Source organism: Stenotrophomonas sp. AC248, from assembly GCF_979258185.1.
Window position 1 is genome coordinate 579,948 of sequence record NZ_OZ409840.1, and the last position, 19,801, is coordinate 599,748.

21 protein-coding genes are annotated in these 19,801 nt (G+C 66.9%); 8 read left to right on the forward strand and 13 right to left on the reverse strand.

Features of this window, described 5'->3' with window-relative positions:
* Positions 1 to 159: 159 nt before the first annotated feature.
* The 9 genes from ACZ0AE_RS02580 to ACZ0AE_RS02620 all read right to left on the reverse strand — a co-directional run bounded on the left by ACZ0AE_RS02580 (position 160) and on the right by ACZ0AE_RS02620 (position 8,978).
* Positions 160 to 783 carry a class I SAM-dependent methyltransferase gene (locus ACZ0AE_RS02580; RefSeq protein WP_159495664.1) on the reverse strand — a complete coding sequence of 208 codons (624 nt, stop codon included), beginning with the start codon at positions 781 to 783 and terminating at the stop codon, positions 160 to 162.
* Positions 784 to 968: 185 nt separating this feature from the next.
* The gene (locus ACZ0AE_RS02585; protein WP_463600323.1) at positions 969 to 2,372 is read right to left on the reverse strand and encodes a mannose-1-phosphate guanylyltransferase/mannose-6-phosphate isomerase; all 1,404 of its coding nucleotides are present in this window, start codon (positions 2,370 to 2,372) and stop codon (positions 969 to 971) included.
* A gap of 14 nt (positions 2,373 to 2,386) precedes the next feature.
* Positions 2,387 to 3,748 carry a phosphohexomutase domain-containing protein gene (locus ACZ0AE_RS02590; protein WP_463600324.1) on the reverse strand — a complete coding sequence of 454 codons (1,362 nt, stop codon included), beginning with the start codon at positions 3,746 to 3,748 and terminating at the stop codon, positions 2,387 to 2,389.
* 167 nt (positions 3,749 to 3,915) lie between these two features.
* Positions 3,916 to 5,052, reverse strand: a complete 1,137-nt coding sequence (rffA, locus tag ACZ0AE_RS02595; protein ID WP_463600325.1) for a dTDP-4-amino-4,6-dideoxygalactose transaminase — start codon at positions 5,050 to 5,052, stop codon at positions 3,916 to 3,918.
* A gap of 30 nt (positions 5,053 to 5,082) precedes the next feature.
* The gene (locus ACZ0AE_RS02600) at positions 5,083 to 5,586 is read right to left on the reverse strand and encodes an EamA family transporter (protein WP_463602052.1); all 504 of its coding nucleotides are present in this window, start codon (positions 5,584 to 5,586) and stop codon (positions 5,083 to 5,085) included.
* Positions 5,522 to 6,283 carry a GNAT family N-acetyltransferase gene (locus ACZ0AE_RS02605; protein WP_463600326.1) on the reverse strand — a complete coding sequence of 254 codons (762 nt, stop codon included), beginning with the start codon at positions 6,281 to 6,283 and terminating at the stop codon, positions 5,522 to 5,524. Before ACZ0AE_RS02605 ends, ACZ0AE_RS02600 begins: the two co-directional genes overlap by 65 nt.
* Complete coding sequence (locus tag ACZ0AE_RS02610) at positions 6,280 to 7,233, reverse strand: glycosyltransferase family 2 protein (protein ID WP_463600327.1); 954 nt, start codon at positions 7,231 to 7,233, stop codon at positions 6,280 to 6,282. The genes ACZ0AE_RS02605 and ACZ0AE_RS02610 overlap by 4 nt, the downstream gene beginning before the upstream one ends.
* A gap of 60 nt (positions 7,234 to 7,293) precedes the next feature.
* On the reverse strand, positions 7,294 to 8,232 hold the full coding sequence (locus ACZ0AE_RS02615) for an electron transfer flavoprotein subunit alpha/FixB family protein (RefSeq protein ID WP_038690631.1): 939 nt from the start codon (positions 8,230 to 8,232) through the stop codon (positions 7,294 to 7,296).
* The gene (locus ACZ0AE_RS02620; protein ID WP_038690629.1) at positions 8,232 to 8,978 is read right to left on the reverse strand and encodes an electron transfer flavoprotein subunit beta/FixA family protein; all 747 of its coding nucleotides are present in this window, start codon (positions 8,976 to 8,978) and stop codon (positions 8,232 to 8,234) included. The genes ACZ0AE_RS02615 and ACZ0AE_RS02620 overlap by 1 nt, the downstream gene beginning before the upstream one ends.
* Positions 8,979 to 9,265: 287 nt before the next feature.
* Here ACZ0AE_RS02620 and rfbB point away from each other — a divergent pair, with 287 nt between their 5' ends.
* The 7 genes from rfbB to ACZ0AE_RS02655 all read left to right on the forward strand — a co-directional run bounded on the left by rfbB (position 9,266) and on the right by ACZ0AE_RS02655 (position 14,784).
* The gene (gene rfbB, locus ACZ0AE_RS02625) at positions 9,266 to 10,321 is read left to right on the forward strand and encodes a dTDP-glucose 4,6-dehydratase (RefSeq protein ID WP_463600328.1); all 1,056 of its coding nucleotides are present in this window, start codon (positions 9,266 to 9,268) and stop codon (positions 10,319 to 10,321) included.
* Positions 10,322 to 10,353: 32 nt separating this feature from the next.
* On the forward strand, positions 10,354 to 11,241 hold the full coding sequence (gene rfbA, locus ACZ0AE_RS02630; protein ID WP_159495671.1) for a glucose-1-phosphate thymidylyltransferase RfbA: 888 nt from the start codon (positions 10,354 to 10,356) through the stop codon (positions 11,239 to 11,241).
* Complete coding sequence (gene rfbC, locus ACZ0AE_RS02635) at positions 11,238 to 11,795, forward strand: dTDP-4-dehydrorhamnose 3,5-epimerase (protein ID WP_463600329.1); 558 nt, start codon at positions 11,238 to 11,240, stop codon at positions 11,793 to 11,795. Before rfbA ends, rfbC begins: the two co-directional genes overlap by 4 nt.
* Positions 11,792 to 12,691, forward strand: a complete 900-nt coding sequence (rfbD, locus tag ACZ0AE_RS02640) for a dTDP-4-dehydrorhamnose reductase (protein WP_463600330.1) — start codon at positions 11,792 to 11,794, stop codon at positions 12,689 to 12,691. Before rfbC ends, rfbD begins: the two co-directional genes overlap by 4 nt.
* Before the next feature lie 77 nt (positions 12,692 to 12,768).
* Positions 12,769 to 13,503: a CoA transferase subunit A gene (locus ACZ0AE_RS02645; RefSeq protein ID WP_038690614.1), complete on the forward strand. Its 735-nt coding sequence runs from the start codon at positions 12,769 to 12,771 to the stop codon at positions 13,501 to 13,503.
* Between the two features lies 1 nt (position 13,504).
* Positions 13,505 to 14,137: a CoA transferase subunit B gene (locus tag ACZ0AE_RS02650; protein ID WP_313246192.1), complete on the forward strand. Its 633-nt coding sequence runs from the start codon at positions 13,505 to 13,507 to the stop codon at positions 14,135 to 14,137.
* A 56-nt stretch (positions 14,138 to 14,193) separates the two neighbouring features.
* Positions 14,194 to 14,784: an alpha-ketoglutarate-dependent dioxygenase AlkB family protein gene (locus ACZ0AE_RS02655; protein WP_463600331.1), complete on the forward strand. Its 591-nt coding sequence runs from the start codon at positions 14,194 to 14,196 to the stop codon at positions 14,782 to 14,784.
* Here ACZ0AE_RS02655 and ACZ0AE_RS02660 read toward each other — a convergent pair.
* Genes ACZ0AE_RS02660 through ACZ0AE_RS02675 form a run of 4 tightly spaced genes read right to left on the reverse strand, consistent with a single transcriptional unit; the run spans position 14,747 to position 18,295 of the window.
* A complete protein-coding gene (locus ACZ0AE_RS02660; protein ID WP_463600332.1) occupies positions 14,747 to 15,421 on the reverse strand; it encodes an ABC-type transport auxiliary lipoprotein family protein in 675 nt (224 codons plus the stop codon). The genes ACZ0AE_RS02655 and ACZ0AE_RS02660 overlap by 38 nt on opposite strands.
* Positions 15,418 to 16,344, reverse strand: a complete 927-nt coding sequence (locus tag ACZ0AE_RS02665) for an MlaD family protein (RefSeq protein ID WP_038690607.1) — start codon at positions 16,342 to 16,344, stop codon at positions 15,418 to 15,420. The genes ACZ0AE_RS02660 and ACZ0AE_RS02665 overlap by 4 nt, the downstream gene beginning before the upstream one ends.
* A 3-nt stretch (positions 16,345 to 16,347) precedes the next feature.
* The gene (locus ACZ0AE_RS02670; protein ID WP_038690605.1) at positions 16,348 to 17,178 is read right to left on the reverse strand and encodes an ABC transporter ATP-binding protein; all 831 of its coding nucleotides are present in this window, start codon (positions 17,176 to 17,178) and stop codon (positions 16,348 to 16,350) included.
* Positions 17,179 to 17,182: 4 nt separating this feature from the next.
* Positions 17,183 to 18,295, reverse strand: a complete 1,113-nt coding sequence (locus tag ACZ0AE_RS02675) for an ABC transporter permease (RefSeq protein WP_428712664.1) — start codon at positions 18,293 to 18,295, stop codon at positions 17,183 to 17,185.
* A 101-nt stretch (positions 18,296 to 18,396) separates the two neighbouring features.
* Here ACZ0AE_RS02675 and ACZ0AE_RS02680 point away from each other — a divergent pair, with 101 nt between their 5' ends.
* Positions 18,397 to 19,656: a threonine/serine exporter family protein gene (locus ACZ0AE_RS02680; protein WP_038690601.1), complete on the forward strand. Its 1,260-nt coding sequence runs from the start codon at positions 18,397 to 18,399 to the stop codon at positions 19,654 to 19,656.
* The last annotated feature ends 145 nt before the right edge of the window (positions 19,657 to 19,801 follow it).

Below are 19,801 nucleotides of genomic sequence, written 5' to 3' on the forward strand. Positions count from 1 at the left end.
ACGTTTGGTCTCTACCGGGTCTCACCCAACCCGGGCATCATCTGGCAGTGCTGTTCTTGCTCAGGTTGCTCTGTGTCGCCGCGCTTCCCCGCGCGGCGCTGTTGCACGATGCCGCCGTCAGCCCCCCGTGGCTGACGCGCGCTCAGGCATCGTTCGCCCTCAGGCGCGGCACTCCATTACGCAATGGGTGTAGGGAACGTAGATCATGTCGTGGCGAACGGTGACTTTGACGTCCTGGAATGCCTTCTCCGCCAAGGCGCGGTAGGCGTCCGGCGTGCGGATGTTCTGGCCGCGGTCGCGCAGGATCAGGTTGCGTGCCAGGGACGACTGGTCGTCCACCAGGGTGCCATCCATGGTGACCAGGTGCCCACCGGGCTTGAGCTTGCTGCGCGCCGACTGCATCAACTTCACCACGATGTCGTCGTCCAGGTGGTGCAGGATGCCGACGGCCAGGACCACGTCGGCCAGTTCGTCGCCGTCCTGTGGCTGGTAGTCGGCAATGTCCATGCAGTGGAACGTGGCGCGGTTGCCGAAGCGGCGGTTGGCCGATTCGATGTAAAGCGGGGACAGGTCGAAGCCGTGGTAGCCAGCTCCCTTTGGCAGGTGGGGGACGATCTCGCCGGTCCCGCACCCGATATCCAGGATGGTCGCGTTGGGCCCCGGCCGCGCATGGTCGTTGAGCAGGCGCTTGCGTGCCTTCTGTGCGCCCAGGATGTTCTGCAGCAGGTCGTAGGCCCACGGGGCCGAGAGAATTGCGTGAAGGCCGGTCGTCTTCTGGGCCATGGCTAACCTCTCGAGGTACGGGGTGGCGGGAGGCCGGAATGACCATCCTGACTGCTGATAGTCCTGCACTTGCAGCTGGCCACGCAAGTGCGACTGCGGCATGCCAGACCGATGCACGCCCACCAGATGCAGAAAACCCCGCCGAAGCGGGGTCTTGAGGGACTGCCAACTACCCGCGCGCGTGCTCAGGCCCGGCCGTAGCTGTCCTCGAAGCGCACGATGTCGTCTTCGCCCAGATAGCTGCCCGACTGCACTTCGATCAGCTCCAACGGCAGCTTGCCCGGGTTCTTCAGGCGATGGGTAACGCCCAGCGGGATGTAGGTGCTCTGGTTTTCGGTCAGCAGGATGACCTCCTCGCCACGGGTCACCTCGGCAGTGCCGCTGACCACGATCCAGTGTTCAGCCCGGTGGTGGTGCATCTGCAGGCTGAGTGTGGCGCCCGGCTTGACGGTGATGCGCTTGACCTGGAACCGGGCGCCGTTGTCGATCGAGTCGTAGGCGCCCCACGGGCGGTAGACCTTGCGGTGCGCGGCTGCTTCGCTGCGGCCGTCGCGCTTGATCCGGGCCACGATTTCCTTGACGTCCTGCACGCGGTCCTTGTGGCCCACGAACACCGCATCATCGGTTTCCACCACCACCACGTCATCCAGCCCGACCATGGCGATCAGGCGGCTGCCGTAGGCATAGCTGTTGCGGCAATCGACCGCGATCACGTCGCCGTGGCAGGCATTGCCCGAGGCATCCTTGTCCGACACTTCCCACAGTGCCGACCAGGAGCCCACGTCGTTCCAGCCGGCATCCAGCGGCACCACGGCCGCATCGGCGGTCTTTTCCATCACCGCGTAATCGATCGAATCGTTCGGGCTGGCGGCGAAGGCGTCGGCATCCAGGCGGATGAAGTCGCTGTCGCGCGACGCCTTGTCCAGCGCGGCACGGCTGGCGGCCAGGATCGCCGGCTGCAGGGCTTCAAGCTCAGCCAGGTAACGCGAGGCCTTGAACAGGAACATGCCGCTGTTCCAGAAGTACTCGCCGGACCGCACGTACTGTTCGGCGGTTTCCAGGTTCGGCTTCTCGACGAAGCGCTCGACCGCGCGCACGCCCTGGCCGGCCGCGGCCTTGATGTAGCCGTAGCCGGTTTCCGGTGCGGTCGGCACGATGCCGAAGGTGACCAGTTTGCCGGTCTGCGCGGCGGCCGCGGCCTGCTTGACCGCCTCGTGGAACGCCTTTTCATCGCGCACCACGTGGTCCGACGGCAACACCAGCAGCAGCGCGTCATCGCCGTTGGCCATTGCCTGCAGCGCGGCAATGGCGATCGCCGGGGCGGTGTTGCGGCCGATCGGTTCGAGGATCAGCGCCTGCGGGGTGACATTGCACTCGCGCAGCTGCTCGGCGGCCATGAAACGGTGTTCCTGGTTGGCCACCACGATCGGCGCGGCACCGGCGACCTGCGCAACGCGCTTCCACGTGGCCTGGAGCATGGTGTCCTCCCCGACCAGCGGCAGGAACTGCTTCGGATAGGCCTCGCGCGAGACGGGCCACAGGCGGGTGCCGGAACCACCGGAGAGGATGACGGGAACGATGGGCAACATGGATGCGTCCTGGATCAGTGTTGGGCCGCGCTGCCGCCGATCAGGGCGGTCAGCTCGTCGGTACGGGTGCGCAGCAGGGCGGCGTCACCACGGGTCTCCACGTTCAAGCGGAGCAGGGGTTCGGTGTTGGAGCTGCGCAGGTTGAAGCGCCAGTCCTTGAATTCGGCGCTGACCCCGTCGGTGTTGTCCAGGGTCGGCTGCTCGCTGGCGTAATGGGCCATCACGCGGGCAACGGTGGCCTTGGCATCGTCGACGCGGAAATTGATCTCGCCGCTGCACGGGAATGCCTGCATGCGGTCGGCGACCAGATCGCCCAGCGACGTGCCGGTCTGCGACACCAGCTCGGCGATCAGCAGCCACGGAATCATGCCCGAATCGCAGTAGGCGAACTCCCGGAAGTAATGGTGTGCGCTCATCTCGCCGCCGTAGATGGCGTCTTCGGCGCGCATGCGCTCCTTGATGAACGCATGGCCGGTCTTGCTCATGATCGGCACGCCACCGGCCTGCTGCACCATTTCCACGGTATTCCAGGTCAGGCGCGGGTCGTGGATGATCTTGCCGCCCGGGTGGCGCTTGAGCAGCGCGGTGGCCAGCAGGCCCACCAGGTAGTAGCCCTCGATGAAGTCGCCCTGCGCGTCGAAGAAGAAGCAGCGGTCGAAATCGCCGTCCCAGGCAATGCCGAAATCGGCGCCATGCTCGCGCACGGCGGTGGCGGTGGCGGCGCGGTTTTCCGGCAGCAGAGGGTTGGGGATGCCGTTGGGGAAACTGCCATCGGGCTCATGCTGGATGCGGATGAACTCGAAGGGCAGGTGCGGCGCAAGCTGGTCGATCACCAGGCCGGCGCCCCCGTTGCCGGCGTTGACCACGATCTTCAGCGGCTTCAGGACGCTGCGGTCCACATAGCCCAGCAGGTGCTCGATGTAGGCGCTCTTTTCGGTGTCCCGGCGCAACTGACCGTTGCCGTCGGTCGGCAGTGGGGTGTCGGCGGCGGCGTAGTCACGCACGTCGAACAGCCCGGTGTCGCCGCTGATCGGGCGCGATTGCTCGCGCACCAGCTTCATGCCGTTGTAGTCCATCGGGTTGTGGCTGGCGGTCACCATCACGCCGCCGGCGGCCTGCCGGTGGAAGGTCTGGAAATAGACTTCCTCGGTGCCGCACAGCCCGATGTCGATGATGTCGCGGCCCGAGGCACGGAAGCCCTCGGCCAGCGCCTGGTGCAGCTCGGGGCTGCTCAGGCGGATGTCGTAGCCCAACACCACCGGGCCCGGGCCCAGCAGCGTGGCGGTTCCTGCACCAATGCGCTTGGCCAGCGGCGGGTTGAGTTCTTCGGGCACCCGGCCACGGATGTCATAGGCCTTGAAGCAGGGAAGCGTCATCAAAGAAGTCCTTTTTGGGGTGACCGTCGATTATAGCGACAGGCCCCGTAAGGGCGCGTCAGCCTGCCCGGCCCGCGTACTCGCCTGTATTCAGCTTGCGTGATGCCTGCGCCCCGGCCCCGGAAGGGTGGGCGCAGGCAGGCCGTTCCACCCGCCGCTGACCGGGGTCAGGCCAGGGCGGCGCGCAGCGCCTCGTCGGCGTGCTGCAGGACCGTGTCCATCTGCTGTTCCACGCCCACCCACAGCGGCAGGCGCACCAGACGCGCGCTGATGTCGTCGGTAACCGGCATCGCCGAACCGCAGCGGCCATGTTCCAGCCCGGCCGGCGACGAATGCAGCGGGATGTAATGGAAAACGCTCTGCACACCGCGCTGCTTCAGCTCGGCGATGAAGCGGGTACGCACCTCCAGCGAGGGAAGTAGCAGGTAGTACATGTGCGCGTTGTGCGTGCAGTCGGCCGGTACGCTGGGACGCTGCACGGTGCCTGCGCGCTCATGGGCTTCGGCCCAGGCGTGGTATCGGTCCCAGATGGCCAGGCGCTGGTCGGTGATCTGCCGGGCCGCATCCATCTGCGCGGTCAGGAACGCCGCGGTGATCTCACCGGGCAGGAACGAGGAGCCCACGTCCACCCAGGTGTACTTGTCGACCTGGCCGCGGAAGAAGCGGCTGCGGTTGGTGCCCTTCTCACGGATGATTTCGGCGCGTTCGGCGTAGGTGCTGTCGCGGCAGAGCAGGGCGCCGCCTTCGCCGGAAATGATGTTCTTGGTTTCATGGAAGCTGAGCGCGCCCAGCTCGCCGATGGTGCCCAGCGGGCGCCCCTTGTAGGTGGACATGATGGCCTGCGCCGCGTCTTCCACCACCACCAGCCCATGCCGCGCGGCGATGTCCATGATCGTGTCCATCTCACAGGCCACGCCCGCGTAATGCACCACGCAGATGGCCTTGGTGCGCGGGGTGATCGCTGCCTCGACCAGCTGTTCGTCGAGGTTCAACGTGTCGGCCCGGACGTCGACGAACACCGGAATGGCGCCACGCAGCGCGAACGCATTGGCCGTGGAAACGAAGGTATACGACGGCATGATGACCTCGTCGCCTTCCTCCAGATCCAGCAGCAGTGCCGCCATTTCCAGGGCCGAAGTGCAACTGTGGGTCAGCAGGGCGCGGGCCGCGCCGGTGTTCTGCTCAAGCCACGCGTGGCAGCGTTTGGTGAACGGGCCGTCGCCGGACAGATGGCCGTTGGCATGTGCCTGGGCGATGTGCTCCAGTTCGCTACCCGTCATGAATGGTTTGTTGAATGGAATCACGATGGCTCTCAGGGTAGGTGTCGGGGCGGGTCAGGCGACGGATCGGGACAGGACGACCACGCCCAGCATGATAATCAGCGTGCCGGCGATCTTGTAGGCGTCCAGCTGTTCGCGGAAGAGCACCGCGGCGAACAGGGCGACAATGAAGAAATTGATCGCCATGTACGGATAGGCACGGCTGAGCGGCATGCGGCTCAACGCGGCCATCCAGCACAGCGATGCGCCGAAGGCGGCCACGAAGGCCGAGATCACCCACGGCTTCAGCAGCAGCTGCAGCAGGTTGAGGGGCTGGATCGGGCTGGCCAGAAGATGGCCGTGCAGTCCCACCTGCCACTTCAGGACAAGTTGTCCGTAAGCAGTCAGCAGGATGGTCATGCCGATGAATACATAGCTCATGCAGAAAGGCGCCTGGAAAAAAAGGGCGGCAGGCAGGCCCCGGTGACGGGACGTGCCTGCGGAAAGAGGGGCATCATGGTCGGCGCAACGCGCTCGATCGCGCCAACCTGCGGTCCAGATGGTAGGTGTCCAGTGCAGCGTACAGCCGGAGGCCGGCCTTGGCCCATTGCCGCTGTACGCCGTAGTTCCAGACCTGCGTCGAGATGATCAGGCGCTGCAGCGACTGTTGCGCGTAGTGATGCGCCAGGTGGCCGAGCAGGCGCCCATAGTGGCCGCGGCGCTCGAAATCGGGGTGGACCGCATTGAGCACGATGTCGACGGTGTCGCCATGCCGGTCACAGGTGGCGAACCCGGCAATGGCACCGCCGTCGGTGACCACCCAGGTGGCGGCGCGGTCGGGGGTGTCGTCGAGCCGGCTCTGGGCCCACTCGATGTAGCCGGCGTGCACCTTGTCCTGGGGCAACAGGGGGTTGGCGGCGTAGTGGGCGCGGTAGCCCTGGAAACTGGCTGCGGCGATCAGGGCGATCGCGTCACGGTCGGCGGCCGTGGCGACACGGACATTGGGGGCCAACGCACCCGATCCGGCGGCCAATGGCATGCCGTGGTAGACCAGCGTGTCGGCATGGATGACGAATTCACCCTGCTGCTGCAGCGCGGTGGCGATGTCCGAGCGTCCTGCGGCGGTGCGCAGGATGATCAGGTCGGCCGCCGAGCGTGCGACAGCCGCCACGATGGTGGACAGGGCGGTGTCCTCGTCGAACGCAGCGCGCTCGACCAGGATGCCGAAACGGGCCGAATCCAGGGCGGCCGGTACAAGGCCGGAGACGGCATTCATGCCGCGTCCTTCCAGGTGTCCTGCCAGACAATGAAGGCCGGCCGCTGCTTGGTCTCGTAATGGATGCGGCCCAGATAAAGCCCGACCACGCCTAGGCTGGCCATGATGAAGCTGCCCACCAGCCAGACCGAGGCAAGGATGCTGGTGAAGCCGGCCACCTGGATGTCACCGGCCAGGTAGCGGAGCATCGCGAACAGCGCGATGCACACGCCCACTGTGGCCAGTGCGAACGCGAGGGACATGACCAGCCGCAGCGGCTTGTCCGAGAAGGACAGCACGATCCGGGTGGCCATCTGGATCAGCTTGCGCAGGCTGTAGCCGCTCTGGCCTTCGGTACGCCGTCCGTGCGACACCGGGATGGCGCGCGTACGGAACCCGGTCCAACGTGCCATCAGTGGCAGGAACCGGTCCATCTCGGGCATGCCGTTCATCGCATCCACGACTTTCCGGCTGTACGCCCCGAAGTTGGCCGTCGAGGCGTCATAGCGGGTATCGGTGAGCCAGCCGAGCGTGCGGTAGAACAGGCGCGAACCAGAGCGCTTGAGCCAACTGTCCTGGCGTTCGATGCGCTGGCCGAGCACGATCTCGTGTTCGCCATCCAGGCCCGCCAGCAGCGCGGGAATCTCTTCCGGAACGTCCTGCAGATCGCAGTCCATGACCACCACCGTCGCCCCGCGCGCGCGGGACAACCCGGCGCTGATGGCGGCGTGCTGGCCGAAATTGCGCGACAGCCTGAGCCCCCGCACGGCGGCCGATCGCGAACTGATCTCGCAGATGCGGCGCCACGCGTTGTCCGGGCTGTCATCGTCCACCAGAATCAGCTCGTGGGTCAGGCCCGCACCGGACAGGCTGGCGCCTACCCGGTCGGCAAGATCTTCCAGACAACTGGCGCACCCGTACACAGGCACGACCACCGACACGTCGGGGGGCGTGCCTGGAAGGCCACTCACCGCGGTTTCATCGCAGCCGATCACGGCAGGCACCTATCTGGAGGGAGCGGACAGTGTGGATCAAAGCGCCGCTTCCAGCTCCGGCAGCAGGGTGAACAGGTCGCCCACCAGACCAATGTCGGCGATCTCGAAGATCGGCGAATCCGGGTCCTTGTTGATGGCCACGATGGTGCCGGCATCCTTGATACCGGTCAGGTGCTGGATGGCGCCGCTGATGCCGACGGCCACGTACAGCTCCGGGGAGATGATCTTGCCGGTCTGGCCCACCTGCAGGTCGCTGGGCACGTAGCCGGCGTCCACGGCGGCGCGCGAGGCACCCACGGCGGCACCGAGCTTGTCGGCCAGCTGGAAGATCACCTTGAAGTTCTCTTCCGAACCCACGCCACGGCCGCCGGAGACCACGCGCTTGGCGCTCTGCAGGTCCGGACGGTCGGTGGCACCGGCGGCCAGGCCGATGAAGCGAGTGTGCGACGGCAGGGTCGCCTCCACGCTGGCCGCTTCAACCGCAGCGCTGCCACCCTTGGCCGCTTCCGGCCAGGACGCGGCACGCACGGTGGCCACGACGATCTGGTCGGCCGGGACCTCCACGGTGATGATCGCGTTGCCGGCGTAGATCGGGCGCTTGAAGCTGTGGCTGCCTTCGACGGTCATCAGGTCGGACACCTGGTTGACGCCCAGCAGGGCGGCCACGCACGGCATCAGGTCCTTGCCGAAGGTGGTCGACGGGCCGAACACGTGGGTGTAGCCGGTGGCCAGCGCGGCGATCTGCGGCGCCAGTACCTGGGCCAGCGCCTGCGCGTTGGCCGGGTTGGCCACGGTCAGCACCTTGGCCACGCCCGCCAGTTGCGCGGCCTCGGCGGCCACGGCGGCCGGGTCGGCGGCCAGCACCAGCACGTCGATGCTGGCGCCGCTGATCGCGGCGGCCGCGCTGACGGTCTTGGCGGTGGCGGCGTTGAGCTTGCCGTCATGGTGTTCGGCAACAACGAGGATCTTGGTCATTACAGCAACCCCTTCTGCTTGAGTGCGGCGACCAGTTCGGCCGCGTCCTTGACCATCACGCCCTTGCTGCGCTTGACCGGCGCGGCGTACTGGGTGGTCTTGAAGGTATCGGCGGCGTCCACGCCGAGGTCGGCCAGCTGCAGGGTCTCCATCGGCTTGGCCTTGGCCTTCATGATGTCGGGCAGCTTGATGAAGCGCGGCTCGTTCAGGCGCAGGTCGGTGGTGACCACGGCCGGCAGATCCACTTCCAGGGTTTCCAGGCCGGCGTCGACTTCACGGGTGACCGTGGCCTTGCCGTCGGCAATGTCCAGCTTGCTGGCGAAGGTCGCCTGCGGGCGGCCCCACAGCGTGGCCAGCATCTGCCCGGTCTGGTTGGCATCGTCATCGATGGCCTGCTTGCCCAGGATCACCAGGTCCGGCTGTTCCTTCTCGACCAGCTTGAGCAGGGTGCGCGCGGCGGTGAGCGGCTGGATGGCCTGGTCGGTGACCACGTGGATGGCGCGGTTGGCGCCCATGGCCAGGCCGTTGCGCAGGTGGGCCTGGGCGTCGGCGGGGGCGATGGTGGCGACCACGACTTCGGTGGCGATGCCCTTGTCACGCAGGCGCAGGGCTTCTTCCAGCGCGATTTCGTCAAAGGGGTTGGGCGACAGCTTGACGCCGTCGGTGACCACGCCGGAACCGTCCGGCTTGACCTGAATGCGGACGTTGTAGTCCACCACGCGCTTGTACGCGACGAGGATTTTCATCTGCTGCTCGATCCTTGTAGTGCCGGCCGCTGGCCGGCTCACAGTAACGGGGAACGTCCGGTCCTGGACTGCAACCGGTTCGGGGGGTGGGACCCGGATTCTAACTGGCGAAGGTCGACCATGCGAATGCGTATGGTTATGCTGCATTGCCGCACGCCTGCGCGGGTGGCACCGCCGCGTTCACCTGCGGCAGGCAGTCGTGAAGACAGGCGCGATGTATCCTGTTCCGCTGTGTCAGAGGTTCGTGAATGCGACGCCCAGACCAATATCGAACAGGAGAACAGGTAGTGCCCACATGGCTTGTCACCGGCGGTGCCGGATTCATTGGCGGTAACTTTGTCCTCGAAGCCGTCGCCAAGGGCGTGCGGGTGATCAACCTGGATGCGCTGACCTACGCGGGCAACCTGAAGACCCTGGCCCCGCTGGAGGGCAACCCGGACCACGTGTTCGTGCACGGCGACATCGGTGACCATTCGCTGGTGGCGCGCCTGCTGGCCGAACACCAGCCCGATGCGGTGCTGAACTTTGCTGCCGAAAGCCATGTCGACCGTTCCATCGACGGTCCTGGCGCGTTCATCCAGACCAACGTGGTCGGCACCCTGGCCCTGCTGGAAGCGGTGCGCGACTACTGGAAGGCGCTGCCGGCCGACAAGAGCGCCGCGTTCCGCTTCCTGCACGTGTCCACCGACGAGGTGTACGGCACGCTGGGCGAGACCGGCAAGTTCACCGAAACCACCCCGTTCGCGCCCAACTCGCCGTACTCGGCATCCAAGGCCGCCTCGGACCACCTGGTGCGTGCGTTCCACCACACCTACGGCTTGCCGGTGCTGACCACCAACTGCTCCAACAACTACGGTCCGTACCACTTCCCCGAAAAGCTGATCCCGCTGGTGATCGCCAAGGCGCTGGCCGGCGAGCCGCTGCCGGTGTACGGCGATGGCAAGCAGGTGCGCGACTGGCTGTTCGTGTCCGACCACTGCGAGGCGATCCGCACGGTGCTGGCCAAGGGCCTGGTCGGCGAGACCTACAACGTCGGCGGCAACGCGGAGAAGGAAAACATCGAAGTGGTGCATGCAATCTGCGCGCTGCTCGATGCCCGCCGCCCGCGTGAGGATGGCCAGCCGCGCAGCAGCCAGATCACCCACGTGGCCGACCGCCCGGGGCATGACCGCCGCTATGCGATCGACGCCAGCAAGTTGAAGAACCAGCTGGGCTGGGAGCCGACGTACACCTTCGACCAGGGCATTGCCTTCACCGTCGACTGGTACCTGGACAACCAGGCCTGGGTGAACGGCGTGCTTGACGGCAGCTACCGCCTGCAGCGCATCGGCACCGCCGCTTGAGTGGCACTGCCCCACAGACTGAGGAACACCGCATGACTCAACGCAAGGGCATCATCCTGGCGGGCGGCTCGGGCACGCGCCTGTACCCGATCACCAAAGGCGTCAGCAAGCAGCTGCTGCCGGTGTACGACAAGCCGATGATCTACTACCCGCTCAGCGTGCTGATGCTGGCGGGCATCCGCGATGTACTGATCATCAACACGCCGCACGAGCAGGCGCTGTTCCAGGCGCTGCTGGGCGATGGTTCGCAGTGGGGCATGAACATCCAGTACGCCGTGCAGCCGAGCCCGGATGGGCTGGCGCAGGCCTACCTGATCGGCCGCGACTTCGTCGACGGCAAGCCGAGCTGCCTGGTGCTGGGCGACAACATCTTCCACGGCCATGGGCTGAGCCAGCTGCTGCGCAGCGCGGACGAGCGCGCGTCGGGGGCCACCGTGTTCGGCTACTGGGTGAACGATCCCGAGCGCTACGGCGTGGCCGAGTTCGATGCGGCCGGCAAGGTCATCGATCTCGTCGAGAAGCCTGCGCAACCGCGCTCCAACTATGCGGTGACCGGCCTGTATTTCTACGATGGCCATGCCAGCGATTACGCCGCCGAACTGAAGCCGTCGCCCCGCGGCGAGCTGGAAATCACCGACCTCAACCAGCGCTACCTGCGTGAGGGCAGCCTGCATCTGGAAGCCCTGGGGCGCGGGTACGCATGGCTGGATACCGGCACCCACCAGTCGCTGCTGGAAGCCTCCAATTTCATCGAAACCATCCAGACGCGCCAGGGCCTGCAGGTGTGCTGTCCGGAGGAAATCGCCTTCGGTCGGGGCTGGATCGATGCCGCGCAGCTTGAGGCACTCGCTGCGCCGCTGATCAAGAACGGTTACGGCCAGTACCTGCACAAGCTGGTGCAGCGCGGTGTTGTGCCGTGAAGGTGATCCAGACTTCGCTGCCGGGCCTGGTCCTGCTTGAACCGGTGGTGTTCGGCGATGCCCGTGGGTTCTTCTTCGAAACCTGGAACGCCGAGCACTACGCGGCGCAGGGCCTGCCCAGCAGCTTCGTGCAGAGCAACGTGTCCTCGTCCAGCAAGGGCGTGCTGCGCGGCCTGCATTACCAGTGGCCGCGGCCACAGGGAAAACTGGTGACGGTTCTGCAGGGCGAGGTGTATGACGTCGCCGTGGACATCCGCCGTGGGTCGCCCACGTTCGGTCGATGGGAGGCATTCATCCTGAGCGGGGAAAACCGCCGCCAGCTGTGGATTCCCCCGGGTTTCGCGCACGGATTCGCGGTCCTGTCCGACGACGCGCTGTTCAATTACCTGTGCACCGATGTGTACGTCAAGGAAGCCGACGCCAGCGTGCGCTGGAACGATGCCGACATCGCGGTGGACTGGCCGATCAGTGCGCCGACGCTTTCATCCAAGGATGAGCAGGCGCCGTTCCTGCAGGACATCCCCGCCGAGCGGCTGCCGGTCTACCTGCCGTGAACGTGCTGCTGTTCGGTGGCAATGGCCAGGTTGGCCAGGCGTTGCTGCGGACACTGGCGCCGCTGGGCACGCTGGTGGCGACCACCCGCAGCGGTGCATTGCCCGATGGCAGCCCCTGCGAGGTAGCCGACTTCGACGATCCAGCATCGTTGCCTGCTTTGCTGGACCGGATCGCGCCGGACGTGGTGGTCAACGCCGCGGCGTATACCGCAGTGGACCGCGCGGAAGCGGATCCTGATGCGGCCTGGCGTGCGAACGCCGAGGCGCCCGGCGTGATCGCCCGCTGGTGCGCGGCAGCCGGCGTGCCGCTGCTGCACTATTCCACCGACTACGTGTTCGACGGCACCGCCACGCGCCCGTACCGCGAAGACGATCCCACCGCGCCGCTGGGCGTCTACGGCACCAGCAAGCTTGCCGGCGAGCAGGCGATCCGCGCGGCCGGTGGCCGCCACCTGATCTTCCGAACGGCATGGGTGTATGCCGCGCACGGTGCCAACTTCCTGCGCACGATGCTGCGCGTTGGCGCCGAGCGCGATGTGCTGCGCGTGGTGGCCGATCAGATCGGCACGCCCACGCCGGCCACGCTCATTGCCGATGTCAGCGCGCACATCCTGCAGCAGCGTCTTACGCTGTCGGGGACGTACCACCTGACCGCGACAGGTGCCACCAGTTGGCACGGGTTCGCCGAGGCCATTTTTGCCGAGGCCGTGGCGCGGGGCATCCTGCCGCGTGCACCGCGGGTAGAGGCGATCACCACGGCCGAGTATCCAACCGCCGCCCGCCGGCCTGCGTACTCGTGCCTGGACGTGCGCCGGCTGCAGTCCGACGCCGGGTTGCAGCTGCCTGCCTGGCAGGACGGTCTGGCCAGCGTGATGGACGCCGTTCGCGGTCACTGAACGTGCCGCGGCGCGGCAGGGGAATGGTAGGCCCACCCGCTACAATGCGCGCTTACATCAACGAGGTGAGGGCGTAGATGAGCAAGTCCCCAGATACGGCCGGCCGGCGCAGCAAGCGCTACGCCAGCGCCGCCGAGGCGCTGCAGGGCGTGGTTGCCGACGGCCAGACGCTGGCGGTGGGCGGTTTCGGCCTGTGCGGCATCCCCGAGGCGCTGATCGCCGCGCTGCGCGACAGCGCGGTCAAGGGCCTGACCGTGATTTCCAACAATGCCGGCGTGGATGGCTTCGGCCTGGGCCAGCTGCTGGAAACCCGCCAGATCCAGAAGATGATTTCGTCCTACGTGGGCGAGAACAAGGAATTCGAACGGCAGTTCCTGGCCGGTGAGCTGGAGCTGGAGTTCAACCCGCAGGGCACCCTGGCCGAGCGCCTGCGCGCCGGCGGTGCCGGCATCCCGGCCTTCTTCACCGCCACCGGCTACGGCACGGTGGTGGCCGAAGGCAAGGAAACCCGCGAATTCGACGGCAAGCACTTCGTGCTGGAAACCGCGCTGCGCGCCGACGTGGCCCTGGTCAAGGCGTGGAAGGCCGACGAGGCCGGCAACCTGGTGTTCCGCAAGACCGCGCGCAACTTCAACCCGGCCTGCGCGATGGCCGGCAAGGTCTGCATCGTCGAGGTTGAAGAAGTGGTGCCGTTGGGCAGCATCGACCCCGACCAGGTGCACCTGCCGGGCATCTACGTACACCGCATCGTGCACAACCCCACGCCTGAAAAGCGTATCGAACAGCGCACCGTCCGCGCGGAGGGCAACTGAGATGGCTTGGACCCGCGATGAAATGGCCGCGCGCGCAGCGCGTGAGCTCACCGATGGCGCCTACGTCAACCTGGGCATCGGCCTGCCGACCCTGGTGGCCAACCACATTCCCGAGGGCGTGGATGTGTGGCTGCAGTCGGAGAATGGCCTGCTCGGGATCGGCCCGTTCCCGACCGATGCCGAGGTCGATGCCGACCTGATCAATGCCGGCAAGCAGACCGTTACCGCGCGCGCCGGTGCCAGCTATTTCGGCAGCCACGACAGCTTCGCGATGATCCGCGGTGGCCACATCAACCTGGCCATCCTGGGCGCGATGCAGGTGACCGCCAGCGGCGATCTCGCCAACTGGATGGTGCCGGGCAAGATGGTCAAGGGCATGGGCGGGGCGATGGACCTGGTGGCCGGCGTGCAGCGCGTGGTGGTGCTGATGGAGCACACCGCCAAGAACGGCGAGCACAAGATCCTGCCCGAGTGCACGCTGCCGCTGACCGGCGTGGGCGTGGTCGACCGCATCATCACCGACCTGGCCGTGTTCGACGTGACCGACACCGGCCTGGTGCTGGTTGAAGCCGCACCGGGCGTGGGCATCGACGAGCTGAAGGAAAAGACCGGCGTGGCCTTCGGCCAGGCCTGACCCGGCGTGCCGGGGTGCCCGTGCAAGCGGGCGCTCCGGCCACCCACGAGGACCGCATGGACCTGCATCTGCGCGACGCCGACGTACGCTGGCACCGCCACTGGCTGGCGGCTGCCGACGCCGATGCCCTGCAGCGCACGCTGCGCGAGCAGGTGCCGTGGGAGGTGCACCGCATCCGCATGTTCGGCCGCCAGGTGGACTCGCCGCGGCTGAGCTGCTGGATGGGCGACCCGGCGGCGCGTTACCGCTATTCGGGCACCGACTTCATCCCCGCACCGTGGGACCCGGCGCTGCTGCCGTTGCGCGAGCGACTGACAGCGTTCTGCGGGGCGTCCTTCAACAGCGTGCTGCTCAATCGCTACCGCGACGGTGACGACGGCATGGGCTGGCACAGCGACAACGAACCCGAGCTGGGTCCGGCGCCGCTGATCGCCTCACTGAGCCTGGGCGCCGAACGCCGCTTCGCGCTGCGTCGTCGCGACGACCATGCGAAGAAGGCCGAAGTGGTGCTCGGCCATGGCGACCTGCTGCTGATGGGCGGCGCCACCCAGCGCCATTACCAGCACGCACTGCCGAAAAGCACCCGGCCGCTGGCCGAGCGCATCAATCTTACTTTCCGCTGGATTGACGCAGCCGGGTCGGCGTGACCTGCGCCTGCTGGTAATCGGCCTGGCCGCGCACCAGCGTCCAGCCCACCACCTCGGACGTCGTGGCCTGCAGGCCCTGCTCGAACGCGCGGGCGACATCGGCAGTGGCAGTGCTGGGCACCGGCTGCTCCTGGCGGAAGGTGCGGTCGGCGACCACGCGCTGGTCCACCACGTGGATCAGCTTGGCGTTCACTTCGATCAGCGCGGTGGGCGTGGCCTGGCCGCGGTAGTCGGCTTCGAAGCGGCGCACATCCAGGGCCAGCTTGTAGTCGGCGCGGATGCCGGTGGTGGCGCGGGCCACCCCTTGGATGCGGCCGGAATCCTCGAAGCCGCGCACCAGGGCATCATCCAGCATGTCGGTGGCCGGCTGCGCCCAGCTCACGCCCTTGTACACCTCCAGCTCGGAGGGGGAGGGGCGCACGTTGATGCGCGGGCTGTCGACCACGCGTGCGGCGCTGGGCTTGACCAGCACCAGCTGCCAGTCGACCTTGGGCCAGCTGGGGTCGGCCTGGATGCGCACGACCGGGGAATAGATGGTGACTGCGCTGCGTTCGTTGCTGCCCAGCAGCGAGCAGCCGCCCAGCAGGGCGAGCATCGCCGCCGGCAACAGGATCCGGGTGAGAGTCGGGCGGCTCATTTGGGTTCGAACTCCTTGGGCGCGTCACGGCCCAGCAGATAGCGTGCCGGGTTGTTGTCGAGGCGGTCGCTGACCCGGCGCAGGTCGCGGATCAGCCCGCGCAGCTCGGTCAGGGTCGGGCCAAGCTGGGCCAGGCCATCGTTGGCGAAGCTGTTGATCGCCGCACGGTTCTCGCCGAGGATCGAATCGGCATTGCCGGCGGCCGAATCCAGCTTGCTCAGGGTGGTTTCCAGCTTGTCCAGGATCGGCGGCAACTGCTGCACCAGGTTCTTGTCCAGGCGCTGGATGGTGCCGTTGGTGCTCTTGAGGGTGACATCCAGGCTGCGCGCGGCGTCGCGCGCGCTGAGCAGCAGCGCCTGGGTGCCCTGGTCGCGGTCGGCCAGGCCCCCGCTGATGGTTTCCAGGTTGGCCAGGGTGGCGTTGATGCTGGCTACGTTGCGGTCGCTCAGCACCTGGTCCATGCGCTCGACGATGCGGTTGGCCACGTCGGTGATGTTCTGCAGCGCCGAGGGCGTGGTCGGAATGATCGGCGCCGGGTCCTTGTTGACCGCGGTCAGCGCAGCGGCCTGCGGGGTGCCACCGCTGAGCTGGATGATCGACGGGCCGGTCAGGCTGGTGATGGCCAGCTTGGCGCGGGTGTCGGTCTTGATCGGGGTGTTGGAGTTCAGGCGGATGCGGGCCACCACCTGGCGCGGGTCGTCCGGCACCAGGTTCAGCTCGGTGATCGAGCCGACCGCGATGCCGTTGTACTGCACCGGGCTGCCCACCGTCAGGCCGGTGACGGCTTCGCGGAAGACCACCCGGTACTCGGTCCAGGTGCGGTCGGAGGAGTACTTGGCTGCCCACAGGCCGAAGGCCAGCAGCGCCAGTCCCACCACCAGGGTGAAGGCGCCGATCAGGACGTAATTGGCTTTGGTTTCCATGGCTTACTCGATCTCGTTCTTTGCGCTTCGCGCCGCGCGGGCGCGTGGTCCGTGGAAATACTCCTGGATCCACGGGTGGTCCAGCTGTTCGATCTCGTGCAGCGGTGCGTTGGCGATGACCTTCTTGTCGGCCAGCACCGCCACCCGGTCACAGATGGCATACAGCGTGTCCAGATCGTGTGTGATCAGGAAGACGGTCAGGCCCAGCGCTTCCTGCAGGGTCTTGATGAGCCGGTCGAAGGCGGCCGCGCCGATCGGGTCCAGCCCGGCGGTGGGTTCGTCCAGGAACAGCAGCGGCGGATCCAGCGCCAGCGCACGGGCCAGGCCGGCGCGCTTGCGCATGCCGCCGGACAACTGCGAGGGCAGCTTGTTGATCGCATCGGCCGGCAGCCCGGCCAGCTTCACCTTGAGCAGGGCCAGTTCGTAGTGCCAGCGCTCGGGCAGTTCGCGGTGGTGTTCCTTCAGCGGCACCTGCACGTTCTCGCCCACGGTCAGCGACGAGAACAGCGCACCGTCCTGGAACAGCACGCCGGTATTGCGTTCGATGTGCAGGCGGCTGGCCGGGTCGCTGGAGCGCGCATCCACGCCCAGTACTTCGATCTGGCCATCGTCGGGCTCGCGCAGGCCGAGGATGCTGCGCATCAGCACCGACTTGCCGGTACCCGAGCCGCCCACCACGCCCAGGATTTCACCGCGACGCACGTCCAGGTCGACGCCGTCGTGCACCAGCTGCGCACCGAAGCGATTGACCAGCCCACGCACGCGGATCACCAGGTCGGGATCGGCGCTGGCGGGCGCGCTATGGTCGGCGGCAGGGGCGGTGTCGAGGGTCATCCGGTTACCAGCCCATCTTCATGAACCACAGCGCGGCGAACGCGTCGAGGATGATCACCAGCGAAATGGCCTGCACCACGCTGGAGGTGGTGCGCTCACCGACCGACTGCGCGGTGCCTTCCACCTTGAGGCCTTCCAGGCAGCCGATCAGGCCGATCACCAGCGCGAACACCGGGGCCTTGGACAGGCCCACCAGCATGTTGCGCACTTCCATGGTCTCGTACATGCGCGCGATATACATCTGCGGCGGAATGCCGAGATCGAACGCGCCCACGGTGACGCCACCGGCGAGGCCGGCCATCATCGCGATGAAGGTCAGCAGCGGCAGGGTGATCAGCAGTGCGACCAGCCGCGGCAGCACCAGCAGGTCGATCGGGTCCAGGCCGAGGGTTTTCATCGCATCGATTTCTTCGCGCGCCTTCATCGCGCCGATCTGCGCGGTGAAGGCACTGGCGGTGCGGCCGGCCAGCACGATGGCGGTGAGCAGCACGGCGAATTCGCGCAGGAAGGCGATGCTGACCAGCTCGACCACGTAAATCTCCGCGCCGAAGTCGCGCAGGATGGTCGAGCCGAGGAAGGCGATCACCGCGCCCACGAGATAGGACAGCAGGGCCACCAGCGGTACGGCATCGAGCCCGACCTGTTCCATCTGGGCCACGGTGGCGGTGAGCCGGAAACGGCGCGGTTCCTTGACCAGGCGCGCGCCCTTGACCAGGTTCTCGCCGAGGAAGCTGGCCAGGGCCACGATGTTGTGGCCCATGCCGTGCACGCTGACGCCCAGGCGTTCGAGCGCGGCCAGGACGCCGAAATCTCGCTTGGGCCGGGGGCGGTCGTCGGCCACTTCTTCGATGGTGCACACCAAAGCGCGGTGTTCTTCGCGGAAGGCCAGGGCGTCTTCGCCCAGGTCGGCACGCCGCGCCACGCGCAGGACCTGCAGCACGCCGGCCGAGTCGAGCACGGTGATGCCGCTGGCGTCGATGCCGGTGAGCGTGTCGGGAATGCCGCGCAGCACTTCGGCCGCGGCCAGCGCGGTATGCAGGGTCCAGTGGCCGGACAACCGGACCAGGCCGGGGTCCTGCGCATCCTGTTCGAGATGGGGGGCGTGTGTGTGCGTCATGGGCGTCCTGCCGCGCAGCATACCTTGTCCGTGTAGACGGCAAGTGTGTGGCAGGCAACATGAATGTTCAGCCGGGCAGGCTTCGGGTAATACTACGAAACATGTCCGCCGATACCGCCACCATCGTTACCCCCCAGGCCACCTACGCGCAGCGCGTGGCATTCGTATCGGAAATGGCCGGGCGCCTGCACAGCTATGGCACCACGGCGCAGCGGCTGGAGGCGGCAGTGGTCGCGCTGGCGCAGCGGCTGGACCTGGATTGCGAGCCGTGGTCGAACCCGACCGGGCTGATCCTGAGTTTCAGCGATCCGACCAAGGCGATCGGTTCGTCGGACATCACGCGGGTGATCCGGCTGGCGCCGGGCGAGAACGACCTGCATAAACTGAGCATCGCCGACCAGATCACCGATGCGGTGGCCAACGGCACGATGAGCATCGCGCAGGGTCACACGGCGCTGCGGCAGTTGGACAAGGATCCGGGCCGGCGCGGCAAAATCCGGATGATCCTGTCCTACAGCCTGGGTGCGGCGGGCGTGGCCGGTTTGTGGAAGCTGCCGTGGCTGGATATCGCGACGGCGGGGATGATCGGGTTGTTGATCGGGCTGATGACGCTGTACACCGACCGCCGGCCGGCCAGCCGGGAGGCAAGCGAGGCGTTGGCGGCGCTGCTGGCCGGTACGGTGGCGGCGCTGGTGGCGTCGTTCCTGGGGCCGTTGAATCTCAATACGGTGATCATCGCGTCGCTGGTGGTGATGCTGCCCGGGATGTCGTTGACCAATGCGGTGAACGAGCTGGCGAGTCAGCACTGGGTTTCGGGGACGGCGCGGTTTGCCGGTGCGATCACGACGATTCTGAAACTGACGGTAGGCGCGGTGATCGCGGTGACGCTGTCGGGGATCATCGGGCTGGACCCACAGGTGCGGGCATCGCGGCCGCAGGCTGACTGGGTGGAATGGAGCGCGCTGCTGGTGGCGGCGTTTGCGTTCGCGATGTTGTTCAAGGCCAATCGGCGCGATTATCCGTGGGTGATGGCGGCCTCTGTGGCTGGTTATGCGATTTCGAAATTCGCCGGGCAGGCATGGGGGTTGCCGGCGGGTATTTTCATGTCGGCGATGGTGATGACGGCGGCGGGCAATCTGTTCGGTCGGTGGGTGCAGCGGCCGGGCGCGATCATCCGGTTGCCGGGGATCATCATGCTGGTGCCGGGCAGTACGAGTCTGCGCGGGGTGCTGACGCTGGTGCAGCAGCAGGACATGAGCGCGGGCCAGACGGTGCTGATGACGGTGCTCAATGTGGTGATGGCGCTGGTGGCCGGGCTGCTGTTTGGCAACTTGCTGGTGCCGGCGCGGAAGAATCTCTGACCGTTTGGGTCAAGATCCAAATCCAGGTCCAAGTCCAAGTCCAAGTCCAAGGCCTTTGGTCCTCCTGCAGCGTGCTGGGCCGGGCTGTGTGGGTGCGCGGGACACGCCGCAAGTACGTCCGTGTAGCAACTGTGTTGCTGGAGGA

What these genes read in the sequence shown, in the direction of transcription:
- ACZ0AE_RS02580 (WP_159495664.1), bottom strand. Translation starts at nt 783, where the DNA reads ATGGCCCAGAAGACGACCGGCCTTCACGCAATTCTCTCGGCCCCGTGG.
- ACZ0AE_RS02585 (WP_463600323.1), bottom strand. Translation starts at nt 2,372, where the DNA reads ATGTTGCCCATCGTTCCCGTCATCCTCTCCGGTGGTTCCGGCACCCGC.
- ACZ0AE_RS02590 (WP_463600324.1), bottom strand. Translation starts at nt 3,748, where the DNA reads ATGACGCTTCCCTGCTTCAAGGCCTATGACATCCGTGGCCGGGTGCCC.
- ACZ0AE_RS02605 (WP_463600326.1), bottom strand. Translation starts at nt 6,283, where the DNA reads ATGAATGCCGTCTCCGGCCTTGTACCGGCCGCCCTGGATTCGGCCCGT.
- ACZ0AE_RS02615 (WP_038690631.1), bottom strand. Translation starts at nt 8,232, where the DNA reads ATGACCAAGATCCTCGTTGTTGCCGAACACCATGACGGCAAGCTCAAC.
- ACZ0AE_RS02620 (WP_038690629.1), bottom strand. Translation starts at nt 8,978, where the DNA reads ATGAAAATCCTCGTCGCGTACAAGCGCGTGGTGGACTACAACGTCCGC.
- rfbA (WP_159495671.1), top strand. Translation starts at nt 10,354, where the DNA reads ATGACTCAACGCAAGGGCATCATCCTGGCGGGCGGCTCGGGCACGCGC.
- ACZ0AE_RS02645 (WP_038690614.1), top strand. Translation starts at nt 12,769, where the DNA reads ATGAGCAAGTCCCCAGATACGGCCGGCCGGCGCAGCAAGCGCTACGCC.
- ACZ0AE_RS02650 (WP_313246192.1), top strand. Translation starts at nt 13,505, where the DNA reads ATGGCTTGGACCCGCGATGAAATGGCCGCGCGCGCAGCGCGTGAGCTC.
- ACZ0AE_RS02655 (WP_463600331.1), top strand. Translation starts at nt 14,194, where the DNA reads ATGGACCTGCATCTGCGCGACGCCGACGTACGCTGGCACCGCCACTGG.
- ACZ0AE_RS02660 (WP_463600332.1), bottom strand. Translation starts at nt 15,421, where the DNA reads ATGAGCCGCCCGACTCTCACCCGGATCCTGTTGCCGGCGGCGATGCTC.
- ACZ0AE_RS02665 (WP_038690607.1), bottom strand. Translation starts at nt 16,344, where the DNA reads ATGGAAACCAAAGCCAATTACGTCCTGATCGGCGCCTTCACCCTGGTG.
- ACZ0AE_RS02670 (WP_038690605.1), bottom strand. Translation starts at nt 17,178, where the DNA reads ATGACCCTCGACACCGCCCCTGCCGCCGACCATAGCGCGCCCGCCAGC.
- ACZ0AE_RS02675 (WP_428712664.1), bottom strand. Translation starts at nt 18,295, where the DNA reads ATGACGCACACACACGCCCCCCATCTCGAACAGGATGCGCAGGACCCC.
- ACZ0AE_RS02680 (WP_038690601.1), top strand. Translation starts at nt 18,397, where the DNA reads ATGTCCGCCGATACCGCCACCATCGTTACCCCCCAGGCCACCTACGCG.